This window comes from Ferruginibacter sp. (assembly GCF_031391665.1).
Taxonomy (GTDB): Bacteria; Bacteroidota; Bacteroidia; order Chitinophagales; family Chitinophagaceae; genus Ferruginibacter.
The window spans coordinates 38,795-58,803 of sequence record NZ_JANMUN010000068.1 but is presented as its reverse complement, the minus strand read 5'-3'; the positions used below and the strand labels follow the sequence as shown (position 1 = coordinate 58,803).

The 20,009-nt window shown below is 35.9% G+C and carries 17 protein-coding genes; 12 read left to right on the top strand and 5 right to left on the bottom strand.

Annotation, left to right across the window (positions count from 1 at the left end; genetic code table 11):
• Together priA and ACY651_RS05165 are read right to left on the bottom strand one after the other, a co-directional pair.
• Positions 1-2,250, bottom strand: a 2,250-nt coding sequence (priA, locus tag ACY651_RS05170; RefSeq protein WP_462250397.1) for a replication restart helicase PriA, incomplete at its 3' end; no start/stop codon positions are given.
• Between the two features lie 65 nt (positions 2,251-2,315).
• On the bottom strand, positions 2,316-3,101 hold the full coding sequence (locus ACY651_RS05165; RefSeq protein ID WP_462250395.1) for a lysophospholipid acyltransferase family protein: 786 nt from the start codon (positions 3,099-3,101) through the stop codon (positions 2,316-2,318).
• A 173-nt stretch (positions 3,102-3,274) separates the two neighbouring features.
• On the opposite strand from ACY651_RS05165, the gene rplU reads away from it, so the two are divergent.
• The 7 genes from rplU to ACY651_RS05130 all read left to right on the top strand — a co-directional run bounded on the left by rplU (position 3,275) and on the right by ACY651_RS05130 (position 9,730).
• The gene (rplU, locus tag ACY651_RS05160) at positions 3,275-3,580 is read left to right on the top strand and encodes a 50S ribosomal protein L21 (RefSeq protein WP_462250393.1); all 306 of its coding nucleotides are present in this window, start codon (positions 3,275-3,277) and stop codon (positions 3,578-3,580) included.
• 110 nt (positions 3,581-3,690) lie between these two features.
• Positions 3,691-3,957: a 50S ribosomal protein L27 gene (gene rpmA, locus ACY651_RS05155; protein ID WP_462250391.1), complete on the top strand. Its 267-nt coding sequence runs from the start codon at positions 3,691-3,693 to the stop codon at positions 3,955-3,957.
• A gap of 80 nt (positions 3,958-4,037) precedes the next feature.
• Positions 4,038-4,166 carry a hypothetical protein gene (locus ACY651_RS05150; RefSeq protein ID WP_430989759.1) on the top strand — a complete coding sequence of 43 codons (129 nt, stop codon included), beginning with the start codon at positions 4,038-4,040 and terminating at the stop codon, positions 4,164-4,166.
• A gap of 321 nt (positions 4,167-4,487) precedes the next feature.
• On the top strand, positions 4,488-6,164 hold the full coding sequence (locus ACY651_RS05145) for a helix-hairpin-helix domain-containing protein (RefSeq protein ID WP_462250389.1): 1,677 nt from the start codon (positions 4,488-4,490) through the stop codon (positions 6,162-6,164).
• Between the two features lie 25 nt (positions 6,165-6,189).
• Complete coding sequence (locus ACY651_RS05140) at positions 6,190-6,816, top strand: metallophosphatase domain-containing protein (RefSeq protein WP_462250387.1); 627 nt, start codon at positions 6,190-6,192, stop codon at positions 6,814-6,816.
• 124 nt (positions 6,817-6,940) lie between these two features.
• The gene (locus ACY651_RS05135; protein WP_462250385.1) at positions 6,941-9,100 is read left to right on the top strand and encodes a S46 family peptidase; all 2,160 of its coding nucleotides are present in this window, start codon (positions 6,941-6,943) and stop codon (positions 9,098-9,100) included.
• Positions 9,101-9,238: 138 nt separating this feature from the next.
• Entirely contained in the window at positions 9,239-9,730 is a 492-nt protein-coding gene (locus ACY651_RS05130) for an N-acetyltransferase family protein (protein ID WP_462250383.1), read from the top strand.
• 215 nt (positions 9,731-9,945) lie between these two features.
• Here ACY651_RS05130 and ACY651_RS05125 read toward each other — a convergent pair whose 3' ends face one another.
• Positions 9,946-11,091 (bottom strand): toxin-antitoxin system YwqK family antitoxin, encoded by a 1,146-nt coding sequence (locus ACY651_RS05125; protein WP_462250381.1) that lies wholly within the window; start codon positions 11,089-11,091, stop codon positions 9,946-9,948.
• A gap of 239 nt (positions 11,092-11,330) precedes the next feature.
• On the opposite strand from ACY651_RS05125, the gene ACY651_RS05120 reads away from it, so the two are divergent.
• Entirely contained in the window at positions 11,331-12,452 is a 1,122-nt protein-coding gene (locus tag ACY651_RS05120) for a saccharopine dehydrogenase family protein (RefSeq protein ID WP_462250379.1), read from the top strand.
• Positions 12,453-12,595: 143 nt separating this feature from the next.
• A complete protein-coding gene (locus ACY651_RS05115; protein ID WP_462250377.1) occupies positions 12,596-13,402 on the top strand; it encodes a glutaminyl-peptide cyclotransferase in 807 nt (268 codons plus the stop codon).
• Positions 13,403-13,426: 24 nt separating this feature from the next.
• Here the strand turns inward: ACY651_RS05115 and ACY651_RS05110 are convergent, their stop codons facing one another.
• Together ACY651_RS05110 and ACY651_RS05105 are read right to left on the bottom strand one after the other, a co-directional pair.
• Entirely contained in the window at positions 13,427-14,179 is a 753-nt protein-coding gene (locus ACY651_RS05110; protein ID WP_462250375.1) for a LytR/AlgR family response regulator transcription factor, read from the bottom strand.
• Positions 14,172-17,258, bottom strand: coding sequence for a sensor histidine kinase (locus ACY651_RS05105; protein ID WP_462250373.1), 3,087 nt, complete (start codon positions 17,256-17,258; stop codon positions 14,172-14,174). The genes ACY651_RS05110 and ACY651_RS05105 overlap by 8 nt, the downstream gene beginning before the upstream one ends.
• A 179-nt stretch (positions 17,259-17,437) precedes the next feature.
• Between ACY651_RS05105 and ACY651_RS05100 the strand changes: the two genes are divergently transcribed.
• Genes ACY651_RS05100 through ACY651_RS05090 form a run of 3 tightly spaced genes read left to right on the top strand, consistent with a single transcriptional unit; the run spans position 17,438 to position 19,982 of the window.
• The gene (locus tag ACY651_RS05100; protein WP_462250371.1) at positions 17,438-17,746 is read left to right on the top strand and encodes a YqcC family protein; all 309 of its coding nucleotides are present in this window, start codon (positions 17,438-17,440) and stop codon (positions 17,744-17,746) included.
• Between the two features lie 17 nt (positions 17,747-17,763).
• Positions 17,764-18,867: a hypothetical protein gene (locus tag ACY651_RS05095; protein WP_462250369.1), complete on the top strand. Its 1,104-nt coding sequence runs from the start codon at positions 17,764-17,766 to the stop codon at positions 18,865-18,867.
• Positions 18,868-18,902: 35 nt separating this feature from the next.
• Entirely contained in the window at positions 18,903-19,982 is a 1,080-nt protein-coding gene (locus tag ACY651_RS05090) for a serine hydrolase domain-containing protein (RefSeq protein WP_462250367.1), read from the top strand.
• The last annotated feature ends 27 nt before the right edge of the window (positions 19,983-20,009 follow it).

Genomic DNA, 20,009 nt, shown 5'->3' with positions numbered 1-20,009 from the left:
TAATTTTTCCGCAGCCGCTGTTACAATATTTTTATCCTTGTGTTTTAAAGTGAGTAAAATAATACGGCTGTAAGGTGGATAAAAAAACTCTTTGCGGTTTTCGATCTCCCCGGCATAAAACTGTTTGTAATCATGTTGCTGCACCAGTTGCAAAACAGGATGCTTTGTATTGGTTGACTGGATGATAACTTTGCCCTGTTCTTTTTTTCTGCCTGCACGGCCACTTACCTGCTCCATCAGTTGAAATGCCCGTTCATTGACCCTGAAATCGGCAAAAGCCAGTAAACCGTCTGCATCTAAAATGCCAACCAAACTTACTTTATCAAAATCCAACCCCTTAACCACCATTTGTGTGCCCACTAAAATATCAAGCCGATGCTGTTCGAATAATTGTATTAAATTATCGTGAGCTTTTTTTCCTCTCACACTATCCACATCCATTCTTGCAATTTTATTTTTTGGAAAATCTTCTTCCAGTTGTTCTTCAATTTTTTCGGTACCAAAATTTTTCTCTAACCAATTATTACTGCCGCAGGCCGGGCACGTAATTAATTTGGGGTACTGGCTGGCACAATAATGACAATGCAATTTATTACTGTACTTATGCAGCGTTAATGAAACTGAACAATGCTCACATTGCGGAATAAAACCACAGGCACCACAAATTAAATACGGATTATAACCTCTGCGGTTTTGAAATAAAATTACCTGCTGATCAGCATCCAACGTTTTTTGCATGGCCTCTTTTAACTGCGGACTGATCATCACTTTTCCTTTTTGCGCCACCTGCCTTACATCAATAATTTCTATTGAGGGTAAATTGATGCCGCCGAATCTTTCATTCAGTTCCACCAATGCATATTTATCATTGGTGGCGTTAAAATAACTTTCAACAGAAGGGGTGGCACTGCCTAATAAAACCTGTGCATTAAAAATATTAGCATAATAAATAGCAGCATCTCTTGCATTATATCGTGGCGAAGGGTAATGTTGTTTGTAAGAGGAATCATGTTCTTCATCAACAATTATTAACCCTAAATTTTTAAAAGGCAAAAACAATGAACTTCTTGCACCCAATACCATTTTTATTTCACCGGTTCTTATTTTATTCCACAGTTCTATACGTTCGTTATCATTAAATTTAGAATGATAGATAGCAATGTTGCCGCCAAAATGTTTTTGCAGGCGACGAATAATTTGTGCCGTCAATGCAATTTCCGGCAATAAATACAATACCTGTTTACCCTGCTGAAAATATTTTTCCATCAGCTTTACATACACTTGTGTTTTGCCGCTGCCGGTAACTCCGTGTAATAAACAAACATTTTTATTGGTGAAACTTTTTGCCACTGCATCACTTGCCTCTTGCTGGGCCGCACTAAATTCAAAATCAACATCCATATTGCGGGGCATGGTTTTAATTCTGTCGACACTCCGTTTTTCTACAAATAAAATATTTTTTTCTACCAGGCCGTTTAACTGTGCAACTGTTGCACCCGATTTTTTTAATAATGCTGTTTGCAAAACATCACCTTCAGTTTTTTCCAAATGCAAATAAGCTAAAAGCAATTCCATTTGTTTGGGGGCACCTTTCCACTCGTTTAATTTTTTACTTAGCTCATCGTCATTGTTATAAATGGGGTTGAGCAACACATAATTTTCTTTTTTGGCTTTGTATTTTTCATCCATGCTTTCCCATACAAAACATACTTTTTTTTCAATCAGTTTTTTTATAATAGGGTAAACATGGTTAATGTCGAGTATCTGCTGCACTTCTGATAAGCGTAATTCTTTTTTTATCAGCAAGGCTTCGGCCACTAAAAACTCTTCATTACCCAAATGCGAAAAATCATCACCGGCTTCTTCATTGTATAATAAAATTGTTTCGCTGCTTAATTTAAAATGTGCAGGTAAAGCCGCTGCCATTACTTCTCCTTCGCTGCACATGTAATATTGTGCCATCCATTGCCAAAGCTGCAATTGCTGCGGATATACTATGGCTTCATCATCCAATACATTTATTATAGGTTTAGTTTTATAAGAAGGTTCTTTATCTAAAATATTTTTTACAACGCCTGCATATTTTTTATTTTTCAATTCCACTTCTGCCCTGCAGCCGGGTTTTACTTTATCCATTAATTCAACAGGAATGGTATAAGTATAATTCTGCGGCAATGCCAATGGCAAAATTATTTCGGCCCACAGGCCGGAGGAAGGTTCAGTAAATAACATTTCATTGTTTACATTCATTGAGCGATGCTGATATTTAAAATTAAAGAAACAATTTGTGCAGGAGGCTGAAAATAATTTTTCTTTTAGAAAGCCCCTTCAGGGGTTTGGGGTTTTATCCAGCTCACTTTATATTCAATCAATTTTTCTGCCATTACATTATACATTTTTTCTTTCAGCCAATGCACATCTTTTGTGGTTAATCCTTCCACAGGTATTTCTTCTAAATAAACAATTCGTGATTTACCCGGAGTTAGTGAAAAAATATTATCGTAATGATAGCGATCGTAAGCATCTAAAAATAAAATAGGCTTAATAGGTGTTTGCGTTTCAATCGCAACCCTAAAGGCTCCATCATAAAATTCTTTTAATGGCTGGTGTGTTGTATTAAATGTACCCTCCGGGCTTATTACAATTGAAATGCCTTTTTTAATTACGCTTTTCAACTGCAGCACACTTTTAGCTCTTTTTGCGGCGCTGCTTCTTTCAACCAGTACAACCGTATTTCTGTATAAAAAACCAAAGATGGGAATTTTTGCCATTTCGGCCTTTCCCAGAACCCTGAAGTGTTGTTTGCGGATGGCCTTCATTAAAAGCGGGATATCTAAATACGATATATGATTAAATACAAAAACATATTGTTTTTTGGTATCGGGCCTGCTCTCATATATATATTGTTGCCGGATGCCCATCATCAGTAAAAAAAAATCGGCCCAAAGCTGGCAAAGCTTATATATAAAGTTGCCGCCTTGTATTTTACCAAAAAAAGAAGCTATTACCACCAGTGGGAATATCAGTAAAAGAAAGGCCGTGAATAAGATAAATCCGTAAACACTGTACAGGATTTGTATAAAACGCAAGAAATACTGCATAATTTAGAGCGAATATATATTGTTTATGTACGCAGGCGCATTGCGAAATACTGGTTTTCAGTTAAAAAAAGCAGCTTTGCCCTCAAAATGCCCAATCGGGGATATTTTTATGTTTTACTGCGCCAAATTACGGTTTAAACCCTTACCTTTGCCGTCCTAAATTTGGGATATTTATGTTAGCAGTAGTAAAAATAGCAGGTCAGCAATTTAAAGTAAAAGCAGGCGACAGTTTATATGTGCCGCACATTGAAGGCAAAACCGGAGACCAGGTAGAATTTGCCGAAGTATTGATGACCGATAACAACGGAAGCGTTGTTGCAGGATCTGATGTAAAAGCTGTGGTTAAAGCTGAAATTATCAGCGATCTTATTAAAGGCGAAAAAGTAATTGCCTTTAAAATGAAAAGGAGAAAAGGTTTCCGTAAAAAGCATGGTCACCGTACCCAGTACACTCACATTAAAGTAACAGCAATAGCTTAAAAAAAGTTAATTGGTTTAATGGTTAATTTGTTTAGTAATAAAAACATTTTATCCATCGCACCAATAAACTGATAAACTGATAAACTAATTAACGAATAAACTTTTAAGACATGGCACACAAAAAAGGTGAAGGTTCCGTAAAAAACGGCAGAGATTCACAAAGCAAAAGATTAGGTGTAAAAATTTATGGTGGCCAGGCAGTACTTGCAGGTAACATCATCATCCGTCAACGTGGTACAGTTTATCATCCCGGTAAAAATGTTGGTGTTGGAAGAGACTTCACCATCTTTGCATTAACCGATGGATTGGTTGAATTCAGAAAAAGTAAAGGAGATAAAAATATAGTTTCTGTCAATGCTGTTGAGGCTACGGCTTAAATATTTTTTAATTTTTTTTGTTAGTTTGATAAATATTTCTATTTTTAAGTATTATTTACTAACCAATTAAATTTAAAAAAATGGCAACAAAGAAAAAAGCTGCAAAAAAAGCTGCTCCTAAAAAAGCTGCAAAAAAAGCTGCTCCTAAAAAAGCTGCAAAGAAAGCTGCTCCTAAAAAAGCTGCAAAGAAGGCTGCTAAGAAAAAGTAAGCTTTGCTTTTTAAAGCAAAAAAATACGGAAGCCCTGGTAATTTTACCGGGGCTTTTTATTTTGTAACCCTTTGTGACACTGTATTACAGCCAAGAGCATTTTTTAGATTTTACTTTAATTTTTATACACTTACAAAAAATAATTTTAAATAAGTTGATGAAAATATTTTTAGATACTTGATTGCGATACAACTTTTTTTTGCTTTTTATTTCAACTCATTTTTATTTTTTGCATTCAATTTTATAAAAATTACAGCTTGTTTTTTTGTCATTTTAAAAAAATGACCACTTCCTTATTTTTGATTTTATTACTTTTGAAACATGGATAATTACCAAATTGCCGAAAATTTTTCTCTTTTAAGCAAGTTAATGGACATACATGGCGAAAATAGTTTTAAGGCAAAAACTTATGCTATTGCAGCTTATCATGTTGAAAATTTACCAGAACAATTAAGCAATACACCACAAGAAAAAATTAGTGTTATAAAAGGTATTGGTGAATCGACAGCAAAAAAAATTATTGAACTTTTACAAACAGGTGAGTTAAAATTATTGCAGGAAATGATTGTAAAAACACCGCAGGGTGTTATTGAATTGCTGAACATAAAAGGTATTGGTCCAAAAAAAATACATACTATTTGGAAAGAGATGGAAATAGAAAGTGTGGGTGAATTATTATATGCCTGCCAGGAAAACCGTTTGAAATTATATAAAGGTTTTGGTGAAAAAACGCAACAAAATATTATTGAAACTATTGAATATTATTTACACAACCAGGGCAGTTATTTATATCCGCAGGTAGAAGAAGTAGCACCGCAAATTATTACTTATTTAGAAAAATTATTTTCGGCAGAAAACGTTTTTATTACCGGTGCTTTTAAAAGGCAGGCAGAAATTATTGACGAGCTGGAATTTGTAATAAACAGCACCAACGAACTGATAAAACCCAGGTTTGTAAGTGCCAACCCGCCAGAATTACTTGATGAAACACCCGATAGTTTGCTGTATAAACTATTAAATGGGTTGCGCCTGAGGCTGTACACCGGAACAGAAAACTTTAAGAAACGTGTATTTACCACCGGCGGCAGTGCCGAGTTTACAACAGCATTTGAGCAACAGTTTACCGGCATTAATTATAATAATAGTGATATTTCAATATTTGAGCAAGCCAAAATAAATTTTATTCCACCCTGTTTAAGGGAAACTGCAGGTGTTATTGAAAAAGCGAAGTCAATAAAAATACCCCACCTTATACAAACCGGCGATATAAAAGGCATCATCCACAGCCACAGTAACTGGAGCGATGGCAGTAATACCATTGAAGAAATGGCTAAAGCGGCTAAAGAAAAGGGCTTTGAATATTTAGTTATCAGCGACCACAGCAAAAGTGCTTTTTATGCACAGGGATTGAGTGAAGAAAAAATTGCAGCACAACACCAGTATGTAAATGAATTGAATGAAAAAATAACCGGCTTTAAAATTTTTAAAAGTATTGAATCTGATATTTTAAATGATGGCAGCCTCGATTACAGCAACAGCATACTTGCTACTTTTGATGTAGTGATTGCTTCTGTACACAGCAATTTAAAAATGAGTGAAGAAAAAGCGATGCTGCGTTTATTGAAGGCTATTGAAAATCCATATACAACAATACTCGGCCACATGACGGGAAGATTATTGCTGAGCCGCAAAGGATATCCGGTTGATCATAAAAAAATTATTGATGCCTGCGCTGCTAATAATGTAGTAATAGAATTAAATGCTCACCCCCGCCGCCTTGATATTGACTGGCGCCATATTGATTATGCACTGCAAAAAAATGTGCTCATCTCCATTAACCCCGACGCCCATACCATTGAGGGATTTGACGACATACGGTATGGCGTACTGGCTGCACAAAAAGCTATGGTTACAAAAGAACAAAATTTAAGCAGCATTGGCTTGAAGGAGTTTGAAGCTTACTTAGGAAAAGTTAAGGAATTGAAAGGAGTAAGATAATTGAAAAAATGAAACCAATTATATTTTGAAATTTGTAACAATATCCGACTCTCACGGTTATCATAAACAGCTTAAACTTCCACCGGGTGATGCTTTAATTCATGCTGGTGATATTTCAATGAGAGGTGATGAACTATCAATAATTGATTTCTTACATTGGTTTAGCCATCAAAATTATGAATACAAAATTTTAATTGCCGGCAATCATGATTTTTATTTTGAGAGAGCATCAATTGGGGAAATTGAAAAAATTATTCCTGAAAATGTTATTTATTTAAACGATAGCGGTGCAACAATTAACAATATTAAAATTTGGGGCTCACCCATTACTCCCTGGTTTTTTGATTGGGCTTTTAACCGTTACAGAGGTGAGCAGATAAAGAGACATTGGGATTTAATTCCTTCTGACACTGATATCTTACTTACACATGGTCCTGTATCAGGCATTCTTGACAGCACTAAAAAAGGAGAGCATGTTGGATGTGAAGATCTATTAACCCGGGTAAATGAAATTAAACCCCGTGTTCATATATGCGGACATATACATGAAGCATACGGAACCGTAGAAAATTCGGGGACTAAGTATATTAATGCAAGTGTGCTTAATGAGCGATATGAATTAACTAATGATCCGATTATTTTTGAGCTGTAATGTAAGAAGCTCTTTGAATTAATTTTACATAATCCAGTTTGGATAAAGTCTATTGCATTTTCATTTCATTACCACTATTAATACCAATAAACATTTCGCTATTTTTGTTACCTAAAATGCATTTATGAAAAAACACTTTTTATTGCTTGTAATTACCCTTTCTTTTTTTGCCAGAGGTTTTGCCGATGAAGGCATGTGGCTGCCGCAACTGCTGGCTGCATTGAATGAAAAAGAAATGAAGAGAATGGGAATGAAAATTAATGCCAGTGATATTTACAGTATAAGTAAAGGAAGTTTAAAAGATGCCATTGTAAGTTTTGGTGGTTTTTGTACTGCCGAAGTTATTTCAGATAAAGGGTTGCTGTTAACCAATCATCATTGTGGTTTTGATGCCATACAAAATCATTCTTCTTTACAAAACAATTATATACGTGATGGATTTTGGGCTTACAACAACGGGCAGGAATTACAAAACCCCGGATTATTTGCCACATTTATTATTAGTATTGATGAAGTAACAGCAACTGTACTAAATGGCATTACTACCAGCATGAGCGAAAGAGAAAGGCAAAGTGCTATTGATAAAAATATTAACGGGTATAAAAAAAATATAAAAAAAGAAAGCTACCAGGATATTGTAATCCGCCCCTTTTTTGAGGGTAATAAATACTTTATGTTTATTACCGAAACTTATAAAGATGTACGTTTAGTTGGTGCCCCACCTTCTTCCATTGGTAATTTTGGCAAGGATACTGATAACTGGATGTGGCCACGCCATACAGGAGATTTTAGCATGTTCCGCATTTATGCAGGTAAGGATAATAAACCTGCAGATTACTCAGCCGATAATGTACCGTACAAACCTAAACGCAGTTTAAATATTTCTTTAGATGGGATGAAAGAAGGCGACTTTACCATGGTGTTTGGTTTTCCGGGAAGAACAACAGAATATTTACATTCTGCTGCAGTGGAGCAAGTAATGAATGTTAGCGACCCTGCTAAAATTGCCATACGTGAAAAAGCATTGGATGTACTGAACAGTTTTATGCGTAAAGATGAACAAATAAAAATTCAATACGCAGCAAAATATGCAGGTATAGAAAATGCTTATAAAAAATGGAAAGGCGAAGTGCTGGGTTTACGCTCTTCTAATGCAGTAGGTAAAAAGCAGGAGCTGGAAGCCAGTTTTGAAAAAATTGTTTTATCTCAACCGGCAATGAATATTGCCTATGCTGATCTTTTAAAAAAAATAAAACAGGCTTATGCAGATATAGAACCTTATGCTTTGGCCCGTGATTATTACAATGAAATAATTTCAAAAATAGAATTGTTTGGCATTGCTGCAAATGCCAATTCGGTAGTAACTGCCTTTACAAAAGATGAAGCAACTTATAAAAAATCCGTTACCGAAGTTGGTGAAAAATTAACCGGCACTTTTGGAGAATACAATGCCACAGTTGATCAAAAATTATTTGAAGTATTGATGGAAATGTATGTAAACAACCAGAAGGAAGAAAATGTTTCTCCGCTGCTGAAAAAACTTTTAGCAGAAAATGGCAACTCATTTGCAGCATTGGCAAAATCTATCTACAGCCAAACATCGCTGGCCGATTTAAACAAAACAAAGAATTTGATTAATGGTGTGGGCGCCAGCGGCATTCAAAGCATCTCTAATGATGTTGCTGTAGTTTTGTACAGCGATATTTTTAAAACCTATGCAGCAAAAGTATCGCCAAAATTAAATGAACTACAAAATACTATTAACGAGTTGCAACGCACTTACATGCAGGCGCAAATGGATGTGTTTACAAAAAAAATATTTTATCCTGATGCCAACAGCACTTTACGTTTAACTTACGGAAATGTAAAAGGATATATTGCAAGAGATGCCGTGCAATATAATTTTTATACTTACCTGGACGGCGTGATGGAAAAATATAAACCCGGAGATTATGAATTTGATGTGCCGCAAAAATTAATTGACCTGTATAATAAAAAAGATTTTGGGCAATATGGTGTTAATGGAAAACAACCTGTTTGTTTTATTGCTGCTAACCACACCACCGGTGGTAACAGTGGCAGTCCTGCATTAGATGCGTACGGCAATTTAGTAGGCTTAAACTTCGACCGTGTTTGGGAAGGCACCATGAGTGATATCAATTATGATAAAAATATTTGCAGAAACATAATGGTGGACATCAGGTATGTTTTATTTATTGTAGATAAATTTGCCGGAGCAAAAAATATTATCAGTGAGTTGAAGTTGGTGAAAAAGAAAAAGTAAAACAGTAGAGTAAATCGTTAGTATGCCAGGTTGAGTTTATTCAAGCTTCTATATTTTTTTGAAAGACTCTGCGGAAGTAATCCGGCTTCGACAAGTTCAGCCTGACAGCTTTTAAATTTTTAGGTTAACTTTATTAAAATGAAATTTCGTGATGCCATACAAAGTGACTTAGCAACCATTGTTGAAATTTATAATTCAACTGTTGAATGCAGAATGGTTACTGCCGATACAACTCCTTTATCTGTGGAGAGCAGGCAAGAATGGTTTGATGAGCATAGTGCAGATAAACGTCCGCTGTGGATGGTGGAAGATGATAATAAAAATATAATTGGGTGGGTTAGCTTTCAATCTTTTTATGGCAGGCCGGCTTATGATGCTACCGCAGAAATAAGTATTTATCTGCATCCTTTACAAAGAGGAAAAGGTTATGGCAAAGCTGTATTACAATATTGTATGGATACCGCTCCTGCGTACAATATAAAAAATTTACTGGGCTATATTTTTGCTCATAATATTCCGAGCCTGCAACTATTTACTGCTCTTGAATTTGAAGAATGGGGCCATTTGAAAAACATAGCCATACTTGATGGTATTGAAAGAAGTGTAAAAATATTAGGGAAACGGTTGTAAGCTTTAGAGAATATAGCTCATTTTAATCATCGTATTTGTTTTAAAAGTATTGGTTAGTCATTTGAATATTTAAATCAATGGACTATTCAATTAATTTGGAGTTTCTATGTAGGAGTTTAGGCGGAAATAATAGGGTCATGTAAAACTTTCCTTTTTAAAAATATTATCGCTCCATTAAATTTGGTGAGTAAGAAGAAGTAATGATAAATGTCAAACTAAAACCCGTCGTCTGAATCATTAGAAAATTTGTATTGATAACTAACTGTATTACTAGGGCTCTTAATAACAATCAGGTGAAAGTATATTACTCTATCGAATGCTGGGAATTTTGCATGCATTGACAGAGCATTTGTAACCGGATTAAAATATTGGTCGCCCCAACTGGTTAGCTTTTTAAAATCCATTGGTGATCCATCAGTTTTAACTTTAAAAGAAAGTTTAAACAGGTTACTACCCTGCTGGTATTCGCTGTAATCACCATTTCTAAAATCCCGCTGAAGAATAGCGCCAATCGCATCATTTACAAACGACCGGAAATTATTGAGTTCAAGCTTTGTATTGTTTTTACTTTGTGTATTAACAACTGTGTCATCTTTATAATCATAGCATTGAGCCGTTTTAAATTGGTCTAAACTTTCAATATAGGATGACAGAAAGTATTTATTAAGATATGATTTACCAGTGTACTTCTTATTCTTTTCCATAACACTACTGAAATTACCATAATCGAAAACACCATTCTTATAATATTCAGTACAATAGGGATTACTTCTAAGATAGGATAACCATTTTCCCTCTGGTTTGCCGTTGACTACTTCTCCCTTTGCCATAATTTTAGTATTAAAAAAGCGATCGTTCCCGAAAACCTCTCCATCGAAAAAGCCTTTCCCACCATTTACTGTTTGTTCCCCATTTGGCTTATAAAAATCAATTAAAAAAGTATCCGCCACGTTAATCAAAAGTTTTCTTTCAATCTTTCCGTCGGGGTAAAAATAAAACCACTCGCCAATTGGACTACCATTTTTGTATTTCCCGTTACACTTTATCTGCCCATTAGAATAAAATACCTCAAAATAGCCTTCCATTGAACCTTCGTTATAATTTCCTCTGCCAATAACGTTCCCCAGTGTATTAAGATCTATAAACGATTTAGAAAAATCACCAAAACTATCTATCCTTGTGTACCGCCGGTTTTGTGCACATTTTTGCTCAGTAAAATTGTAACTTTCATTAAAGTACATAACAATACTATCATCTCTAATAATATCATAAAATTTTAAATCGGTATTCTGACTTGTGACATTGTTACAAAATGTGATACAGATAATAAAAAAAGTCAGTAAGGATTGATAAATTTTCATTGGCTATATTTAACCCATTTTATTATAAAATGCAATATAAAGAATTATTTTTGTAGCATGTACATTCTGCAGGCATACGCTCATTTCTACAGGCACTCCGCCTATATTTCCATCATGATGAATGGAACCTCGGAAGCGTTTAAACAAAAGATAATAATTACCGGGCCTTAGTTGCTCAGAGTAAATGTAACAATTACAACGAACTTGAAGCTGGAGCTTCAAGGTAAAAAACATATTTTATGCAAATAGCAATTTTAGGTGCCGGTATGGTAGGCCGTGCCATGGCAATTGACCTTGCCAAAAATTATTCTGTTACTTCTTTTGATGTAAGTGAGCAATCGTTGCAACTGCTTGCACAAAAAAATAAATCTGTTACAATTGTACAAACTGATTTAAGTGATTACAGTAATTATAAAATTTTATTGAAAGATTTTGATTTTATAATTAGTGCAGTACCGGGTTTTATGGGTTATAAAACTTTAGAAGCTATTATTACGGCACAAAAAAATGTAGTGGACATTTCTTTTTTTCCCGAAGATGCTTTGCAGTTAGATGCGCTGGCAAAACAAAAAAATGTTACGGCTATTGTTGACTGTGGTGTGGCACCCGGCATGAGCAATTTAATTCTGGGGTATCATAATGCTAGAATGAAAATTGAAATTTTTGACTGCATGGTGGGTGGATTGCCAAAGAAAAGAACAAAACCTTTTGAATACAAAGCTCCTTTTTCTCCCATTGATGTACTGGAAGAATATACCAGGCCGGCCCGTTATGTGGAAAATGGAAATATTGTTACCAAACCTGCATTAAGCGATGCTGAGTTAATTGATTTTGAAAAAGTGGGTACGCTGGAATCTTTTAATACCGATGGTTTACGCAGTATTTTATTTACGATGAATCATATTCCGAATATGAAAGAAAAAACATTGCGGTACCCCGGCCATATTGATTTAATGAAAGGGTTAATTAAAGCAGGTTTTTTAAATACTGCTCCTGTCAATTTTAAAGGGCAACAGATATCTCCATTAGAATTTACTTCAGCATTGCTTTTTGATCAATGGAAATTAGGTGCTGCTGAAGAAGAATTTACCTTGATGACCATTGCAATAAAAGGTGAAGGCAAAACTATTAATTACCTGTTGTACGATGAATATGATGCAGTAACACAAACCAGCAGCATGAGCCGCACAACCGGTTATACCGCAACAGCCGCAGTAAACATGCTAATAAATAATTTATTTACAGCTAAAGGAGTTTTTCCCCCGGAGCTGGTGGGCATGGACGAAAATTGTTTTAATTTTATACTGAATTATTTGAGTGAGCGCAATGTAATTTATACAAGTTCGGAAATTAGTCATTGAGGCATTCGTCACTTTAACTGTTTTGGATTTCCAGTCTTGTGATTGCTGTAAAATATTTTAAAATGCAGACATTTACAATATTTTATAAGTAAAAAGCCAGTACATCAGTTGCAGTTTATTACATTTGCTGATACATTTAAATTATGAAATACACTTTCGCTTTAGCACTGGTTATTTTTTTAGCTGCCTGCAATGGCGGAGATAAAACAATTGATATTGATCCTGATCTTGTACATAAAGACGCTCCAAAAATTGCTTACAATATTGTAAACATTTATCCGCATGATACCAGTGCTTATACTCAAGGGTTGCAAATGTATAATGGCAAATTATATGAAGGAACAGGCGATTACGAAACTTCGTCTTTACGCATCACCGATTTAAAAACAGGTAAGGTAGAAAAAAAACACCTGATGGGTACTGCGGAAATATTTGGAGAAGGCATCAATATTTTTAAAGGTAAAATTTACCAATTAACCTGGAAAAATAATATTGTGTATGTGTATGATGTAAATAATATTGACAAACCAGTTAAAACTTTTAAGTGGCAATACGATGGTTGGGGTATTACCAATAATGGCACTGATTTAATTATAAGTGATGGTACTGCCAATTTATATTTTGTTGATGCTGAAACTTTCAGGTTGAAAAATACTGTTGCCGTTACAGAAGATGGAGTTCCTATTGATTCTATTAATGAGCTGGAGTATATCGATGGCTTTGTGTATGCCAATGTTTATGGAGAAGATTTTATTATAAAAATTGACCCAGCAAGCGGACATGTAATAGGTAAAATGGATTTGCAGGGATTAAAAGAAAAATATTTCCCAAAAGAAATTATTCCTGAAAGAACTGATGTATTAAATGGTATTGCTTACGACAGCACTACAAAAAAATTATTTATTACAGGCAAGCGCTGGCCAAAAATGTTTGAGATAACTTTGAATTAGATTTACGTCTGCAAAAGAGTTTTGTTAAATTTGATTAAACCATTGCAATATTTCTGCTTTTCTGCGCCTGGACACAGGAATGTGCATTTTATTATTTAATTCCAGCACCCCTTCCCTATCAACCTTAATTACATGACCTTTGTTTACCAGGTAGGATTTATGCACTCTTAAAAACTGATGATCCAGTAATATATCTTCATATTCTTTCAACGTCTTTGACACGATTAATGTTTTCTGATTAGCAAAAAAGAATTTTGTGTAATTACTACTGGCCTCAAGTAATACAATGTCTTGGGGGTTGTACAAAAAAACACCTTCATTAGTTGATAATGCCAGCTTGAAATGCTCCTGGCTTTTTTGCCGCAGGTTGTAAATAAGATTATCTACCAATGGCTGTTGAGAGCTTGCCGTTGCTGTTTGCATTTTTACAATATGCCGGTTCACTGCATTTTTTAAATCAACAATATCAATTGGTTTCAACAAATAATCCAATGCGCTGAACCTGATTGCCTTGATTGCATATTTATCATAGGCTGTGGTAAAGATGACGTCAAAATCCCATTCGCTGGCCTGGTTCATAAAATCAAATCCATTCATGCCGGGCATTTCAATATCCAGCATTACCAGCGATGGTTTAAATGTTTCCAGTAATGATAAAGCTTCGGTTGGTTTATTGGAAATTTCAATTTGCTTATCACCCGGTATATGTTTTTCAAGCAATACTTTTAATATGCGGCCTGCCGATTGTTCATCATCAACTATAAGGATTTTAATCATTACTGCTTTTTTTATTTACAGATAATTGCGCTGACAAATTAATTATAACTCTTGTACCGGCAGCATTTCCGTTGCTGTCTTTTAAGTCAATAATTTCAATAACAGCAGATCCAGGATGCTGCTCATTTAAAACTTCAATACGGTGCAAAGCCAGTTTTGTGCCTTTTGATTCCAGTTTAGCGGCTGCCAGTTTTTGCTGTTTTATTGCTTCGGCCTTAGCTCTGCCTACGCCATTATCTTCAATCACGCATTCAAGCCTGCCTATTTTTTCGCTAAAGTGCAGCAACAGTTTTTTCTCCCCTTCTTTATTTATCAGGCCATGCCAGATAGCATTTTCAACAAATGGCTGCAACAATAAGGAAGGTATATAAATATCTTCCTTATCCAGATTTTCATCCACTATTATTTCGTAGCCAAATGACTGGCTAAACCTGAGCGACTCCAGTGATAAATACAAGCCAATAGTTTCCAGTTCGCTGCTAAGCGGAATTAAATTCCTGTCGGAATTATCTAAAACCAACCTTAATAATTTAGAGAATCTTGACAGGTAATCATAAGCTGCATCAACTTTCTCTGTTACAATACATTCCTGTATGGCATTTAACGAATTAAAAATAAAATGCGGATTCATCTGTGCCCTTATGGCTTTGGCTTCCAGTTCGGCCAGTTGTTGCTTTATAGCTGCTTTATTTTTTATTGTTTTTACCCTGCGTCTGAATAAATAAAAAACAAATAAGCCAACAATACCTATTGCAAAAATTCTAAACCACCAGGTTTGCCACCACGGCGGCAATACTATTATTGTAATCCGTGTATCATTATTTATCCAGCCCCCTTCGTTGTAAGATGTTTGAATAAGAAAATGGTATTTGCCCGGCTTTAGGTTATAAGTTACCTGGTTGTTTTTAGTGGGCTGCTGCCATCCGCTATCTAATCCTTGTAATTTATAATGATAAAAAAAACGGTTGCTGGTAATTAGTGTATTGGTTAAATAATACAGAGAAAGTTTGGCATTGTCATACTCAAGTTTTATAGAATCTTTGGGCTGCAACAACTCATAGCCCCCATCATCGTACAACCGGTGTACTACTAAGGCGGGTTTATATTGTTGCTCAGGTTTTACATCGTTGGGGTCAACCACAAGCAGGCCGCTATTGCTAAAAATTATTTTACCAGCTTTGGTTGTGGTGTTGCCCACTACCGAAAAACCTGCATTGCTTACACCATTTCGTTCATCAAAATGCTGAAAAGTTTTAGTAGCAGGATTGTAACTGATTAAGGAATTAAAATTTGTGATCCACACTTTTCCCAGCCTGTCGGTTACTATATTTTCTACCCGTGGGTGTCGCAGCCCGTTATGCTTGTTAATAATGGTTATGCTGCCTTGAGGGTTAATAATATTTAAACCATCGTAAGTACCAATATACATACTGCCGGCAGAATCTTTTGCAAGGCAATATACCCTGTTGGAGCTTAGGCCATTTGCTGTTGTATAAGTGGCTAAAGTTTTTTCTTTAAAATTATAACAATAGGCAGCACCGTTTGGCGATGATGCTATCCATATTTTATCGCCATCGGGCAGCATATCAACTATTCTTTTTTTTGCAATTGCTTTTAGCAGTGGGTGTGTATCAAAGCTATCTATAGTAAAGGTTTGGGGGTGCAGCATAAATAACCTGTTATCTGCACCTACTATCATCACGCTGTTGGGTAGTTGCCGCACTACCCGTACACCGTTTACCGGAAGTGATTTTGTATGTGTACTTAAAAATTTTATCAGCCGCCCATCTGCATTAAATTTTGCAAGGCCCTTTCCATTATAGGTTACCCACATATTGTGCTGGTTGTCTTTGTATATAGTTCCAGATTCGGTTGTTGTTTCGGCAACGGGTATCTTGGCAAGTGGCGATGTAATATTTGTTGAAGTATTGCTTTTGGGGTTCCAAATAAAAAGTTTATTAATGCCTTTAATCCAAATATTACCATTAATATCTTCGCCTACACCTGTTATGCCGCCGTTTATAATTTTACCTTTTTCATCTATAAAATTACTTCGCTGCTCAAACATGCCGCTAAGCACATTGGTATAGTTGAGGCCCGATGTAGATGTAATGATTATATACCCATCCTTGCGGCAAAATATCCATCGCAATATATCTGATGATATAGTATTGCTGTTTAGTGCCTCGTGGCGATAGCTGTAAAATATTTCTTTGCTTGCATCAAATCCTATTAAGCCACCCGAACGGGTAGAAAGATAAATAGTACCATCAGCTGCGGTACTGCTGGCAAATATGGAGGCTTTAATAAAAACGCCCTTAACATCTTTAACTGTATTGTAAATTTTTACAATGCTGTTTATGCCGATATTAATTTTATACAGTATAAAACTTTCATCGGATGTAGCAAGCACTTCTTTATCGTTTAGTTTGCAAATACTTGAAAGGTTTTCTATCGGCACATCGGTCAATATTTTTTGGTTGGCAAAATTTATAAGCATTGCCTTATTGTCCATCACAAACATATAGCTTGTTCCATTAAATTTTCGCAGGTTGGTAATGCCTGCGCCTTTTCTTATATTTTTATCAAACCAGTTTAGCACTTGCCACTGGGTTTTTCCCTGGGGCAGTAAATATGTTTTTCGGGTACTGCTGGCAATAATGCCTAACCCTTCTACTTCAAAACAAAAATCAATATTGGCATTTTTCAAACTGTCGTGAATTATCACCCGGGTTATTCTGCGTTTTTCATCCATCAATGCAAGGCCCTCATTGGTGCATATCCAAATACGGTTGCGGCTGTCGCAAAATAAAAACCCAATTTCATTACGGGGCAGCGCAGGGTGTGTTTCTTTAAGGTATTGCGAAATACGGGTACCATCATAGCTTATCAATCCGTCGTTGGTAGCCATCCATACAAAACCAGTGCTATCAAAACAGGCATGGCCAATTATATTACTGGGCAGGCCTTCGGCTATTCCTAAATGACGGAAAGATAGCTGCTGTGCTTTTGAAGTAAATGCAACAGATACAAGCAACAGCCAGCATAAACAAATGCGATATAAAAGTTTATGGTTCACTTAATAATACAAAAATATACACCCTTTTTTGTATTATTCATCCGTTTGCTCATTGCTGCTACCATTAAATAAGTAAAATACAATTTACGCACCTTTCAATAAATAATTATATCCATTCACTTTTTTGCACATACTGATGCTGCTTTCTGTACATAGCTTAGCCATGCAAACAACCATACATGACAGAGATAAATTTAATAGCAGAAAAAATAAATGAAGTAAGGGATGAAATGAGGAGAACTGGTGTATGGAAAAACGAAACCCCTGCCTGGGTAAAAGAATTTGAAAAAAGAACAATAGATACCGGCGAAGATTTTAGCGAATGGCTGCAGTTTGTTTATTTACCAAACTGCCCGCAGGAACCTGACAACAGCCTGTTTGTTATTGAAAAAAACTACATAGTACCACAGGCAATTAAATTTTTTGGCAGCGATATTAAGAAAGGAAAGTTGCTGCAATTATTAATTGAATTGGATTCTTTATCATAAAAAATGAAACAAACTATATGAAAAAAATAATTCTCTGCTTATGGGTTTTGGTGCAATGCCATTTATTGGCTGCACAAAGTGTAGGCATAGGCACAGCCGCACCCAACAGCAGTGCAGCCCTGCATATTAGCAGTACTACCAAAGGATTGCTGTTACCCAGCATGACAACAACGCAACGTAATGCCATTGTATCGCCGGCGGAAGGATTGCTGATTTACAATTTAAGTACTAACGAATTAAATCAGCGGCAAAGCGGCGGCTGGAAAATTTTAATTAACAATGATTCATGGACGGGTGGTGGCAGCGGACAATTATTTAATATAGGCGACAATGTAGGTATCAACACAGCAGGCCCATCCGAACGGTTGGATGTTAGTGGTAATATTCGCAGCAACAGTTCTATGATAATTGATAATACTGCTGCCATACTGCAATTGAAAAGTGCTGGGGTTAGTACAGGTTTTGTACAATTATCAGGCGATAATCTTCGCTTTGGTACCAATAGTGGTAACACCAATGGCAGAATGATTATGCGGTTTGATGGAAGCGATATGTTTAGTTTTCAAAAAACAGTATCGGGTGGCTCTTCGGTACAAATGAGTGCCAGTGGTGTCCCGGTTGGATTGTTAGAAGCAACTACCAGCGGCAATGTATCGCTTACTGCTGTTAACGGCAATACACAGGTGCAATTAGGTGGCGAAGTGTTTATAAACAATTTTACTAACAAAACAGGTATTGGCACTTCATCCCCGGATGAACGGCTGCATGTAGCAGGAAAATTAAAAGTTTCAGGAACTGAAATGACAATTGACGATGGAAGAATAACAGCCACTGCTACCACTTCAGCATATAATCTACTGCCGCTTGCATATGGAAGGATCAACGATAATGGTACTAAGGCAGGAGGAACCCCAAATTTTAGTTGCGTAAGAGTTTCAGAGGGTACTTATGAGATTACTGTTACCGGAAGTACGGCATCTTCCGTAATTACTGCCACACCAGGAAATGCCAGAGTTATAAGAGCAAGGTACATCGGGGCCGGAGTATTTGAAATATTCACCAGGGGTTTTTCTAATGAGGATCTTGATTCAGAGTTTCATTTTATAGTGTACAATCCATAACAATCAATTTTTATTAACCATTAAACTTTTTTAAAATGAGTTTTGATTTTGAAAAATTTGCCAACGCCATTGAAAATGGCTTTAAAGGAAACTGTGTGGGTTATGCCTTTGTTGTTTCGTATAAAGAAAACTGGAAAGTAAAAAGAGCCGGGGGACAGGCCCGTACACTCATAAACACACCGCCACTGGAAATGAGTACCAACATACAGTTTCATACAGCCAGCGTAAGTAAAGCAATAACTGCAGTTGCTTTATTAAAAGTATTGTACCAGCGGGAAGATGTAAGTCTGGAATCATCCTTTTATAAATTTTTACCCAGCCACTGGCAGGTACACCAAAGCCTTCGGGGCATTACTTTTCAGCAATTGTTAAATCATACATCGGGTTTTCGTTTTAGTGGCGGATTAGATTATGCCGCATTAAAAAAAGATATGGCAGCAGGTGTAAAAACTGCGGACATTGGAGTAAGAGAATACCAGGGAGAAAACTTTGCCATTATGCGTTTATTAATTCCTGACCTGGCAAAATACCCTGTTTCTAAAAATGCGCAGGGCGGCACGGGTATTGATATTTTACAGGCCGCCGAATATGCTGCGTATTATATTGACTATTTGCAAAAAGAATTATTTACAAAAGCAGGGCTGCCAAAACTAAAATGCGAAGCCGAAGCATTTAAAACAGGAATGTGTTATCACTTTCCGCACAACAATAAAGCAGGTACCGATTTTGGGAACCAAGTTTTAGTAGCTGGCTCAAAAGGCTGGGTAATGTCTGCAGCAGAACTGGCAAAGTTTTTTAGAACAGTTCATTATACAGAAAATATTTTACCCAGCTGGCTAAGTAATAAAATGAAAAATGAATTATTAGGCTACGACCAAATTGGCAATACATCTGAAGGCATTGGTTTTTACTGGAAAAATGGAGGATTCCCCGGCTCACAAAATGCTGGTGAATTAAATACCCTGATCATTGGTTACGATAATCATGTACAGGTTGCTCTAATCATAAATTCGGAGTTGGCAGGCAATAAAGGAATGGTTGAAATAATTAATGCCGCACATGATGACGCTTATAAAATGATAAAAGTAAATGCAGATGATTTGGAAAGAAGCTAAAGCGAAAATAAATGAGGGTTTTTAAAG

Excerpts from the sequence above, each read along its gene's own strand:
- ACY651_RS05125 (WP_462250381.1), bottom strand. The coding sequence starts at position 11,091 with ATGAAAATTTATCAATCCTTACTGACTTTTTTTATTATCTGTATCACA.
- ACY651_RS05100 (WP_462250371.1), top strand. The coding sequence starts at position 17,438 with ATGACAGAGATAAATTTAATAGCAGAAAAAATAAATGAAGTAAGGGAT.
- ACY651_RS05130 (WP_462250383.1), top strand. The coding sequence starts at position 9,239 with ATGAAATTTCGTGATGCCATACAAAGTGACTTAGCAACCATTGTTGAA.
- ACY651_RS05090 (WP_462250367.1), top strand. The coding sequence starts at position 18,903 with ATGAGTTTTGATTTTGAAAAATTTGCCAACGCCATTGAAAATGGCTTT.
- ACY651_RS05095 (WP_462250369.1), top strand. The coding sequence starts at position 17,764 with ATGAAAAAAATAATTCTCTGCTTATGGGTTTTGGTGCAATGCCATTTA.
- rplU (WP_462250393.1), top strand. The coding sequence starts at position 3,275 with ATGTTAGCAGTAGTAAAAATAGCAGGTCAGCAATTTAAAGTAAAAGCA.
- ACY651_RS05150 (WP_430989759.1), top strand. The coding sequence starts at position 4,038 with ATGGCAACAAAGAAAAAAGCTGCAAAAAAAGCTGCTCCTAAAAAAGCT.
- ACY651_RS05165 (WP_462250395.1), bottom strand. The coding sequence starts at position 3,101 with ATGCAGTATTTCTTGCGTTTTATACAAATCCTGTACAGTGTTTACGGA.
- ACY651_RS05120 (WP_462250379.1), top strand. The coding sequence starts at position 11,331 with ATGCAAATAGCAATTTTAGGTGCCGGTATGGTAGGCCGTGCCATGGCA.
- ACY651_RS05145 (WP_462250389.1), top strand. The coding sequence starts at position 4,488 with ATGGATAATTACCAAATTGCCGAAAATTTTTCTCTTTTAAGCAAGTTA.
- ACY651_RS05115 (WP_462250377.1), top strand. The coding sequence starts at position 12,596 with ATGAAATACACTTTCGCTTTAGCACTGGTTATTTTTTTAGCTGCCTGC.
- ACY651_RS05135 (WP_462250385.1), top strand. The coding sequence starts at position 6,941 with ATGAAAAAACACTTTTTATTGCTTGTAATTACCCTTTCTTTTTTTGCC.
- ACY651_RS05110 (WP_462250375.1), bottom strand. The coding sequence starts at position 14,179 with ATGATTAAAATCCTTATAGTTGATGATGAACAATCGGCAGGCCGCATA.
- rpmA (WP_462250391.1), top strand. The coding sequence starts at position 3,691 with ATGGCACACAAAAAAGGTGAAGGTTCCGTAAAAAACGGCAGAGATTCA.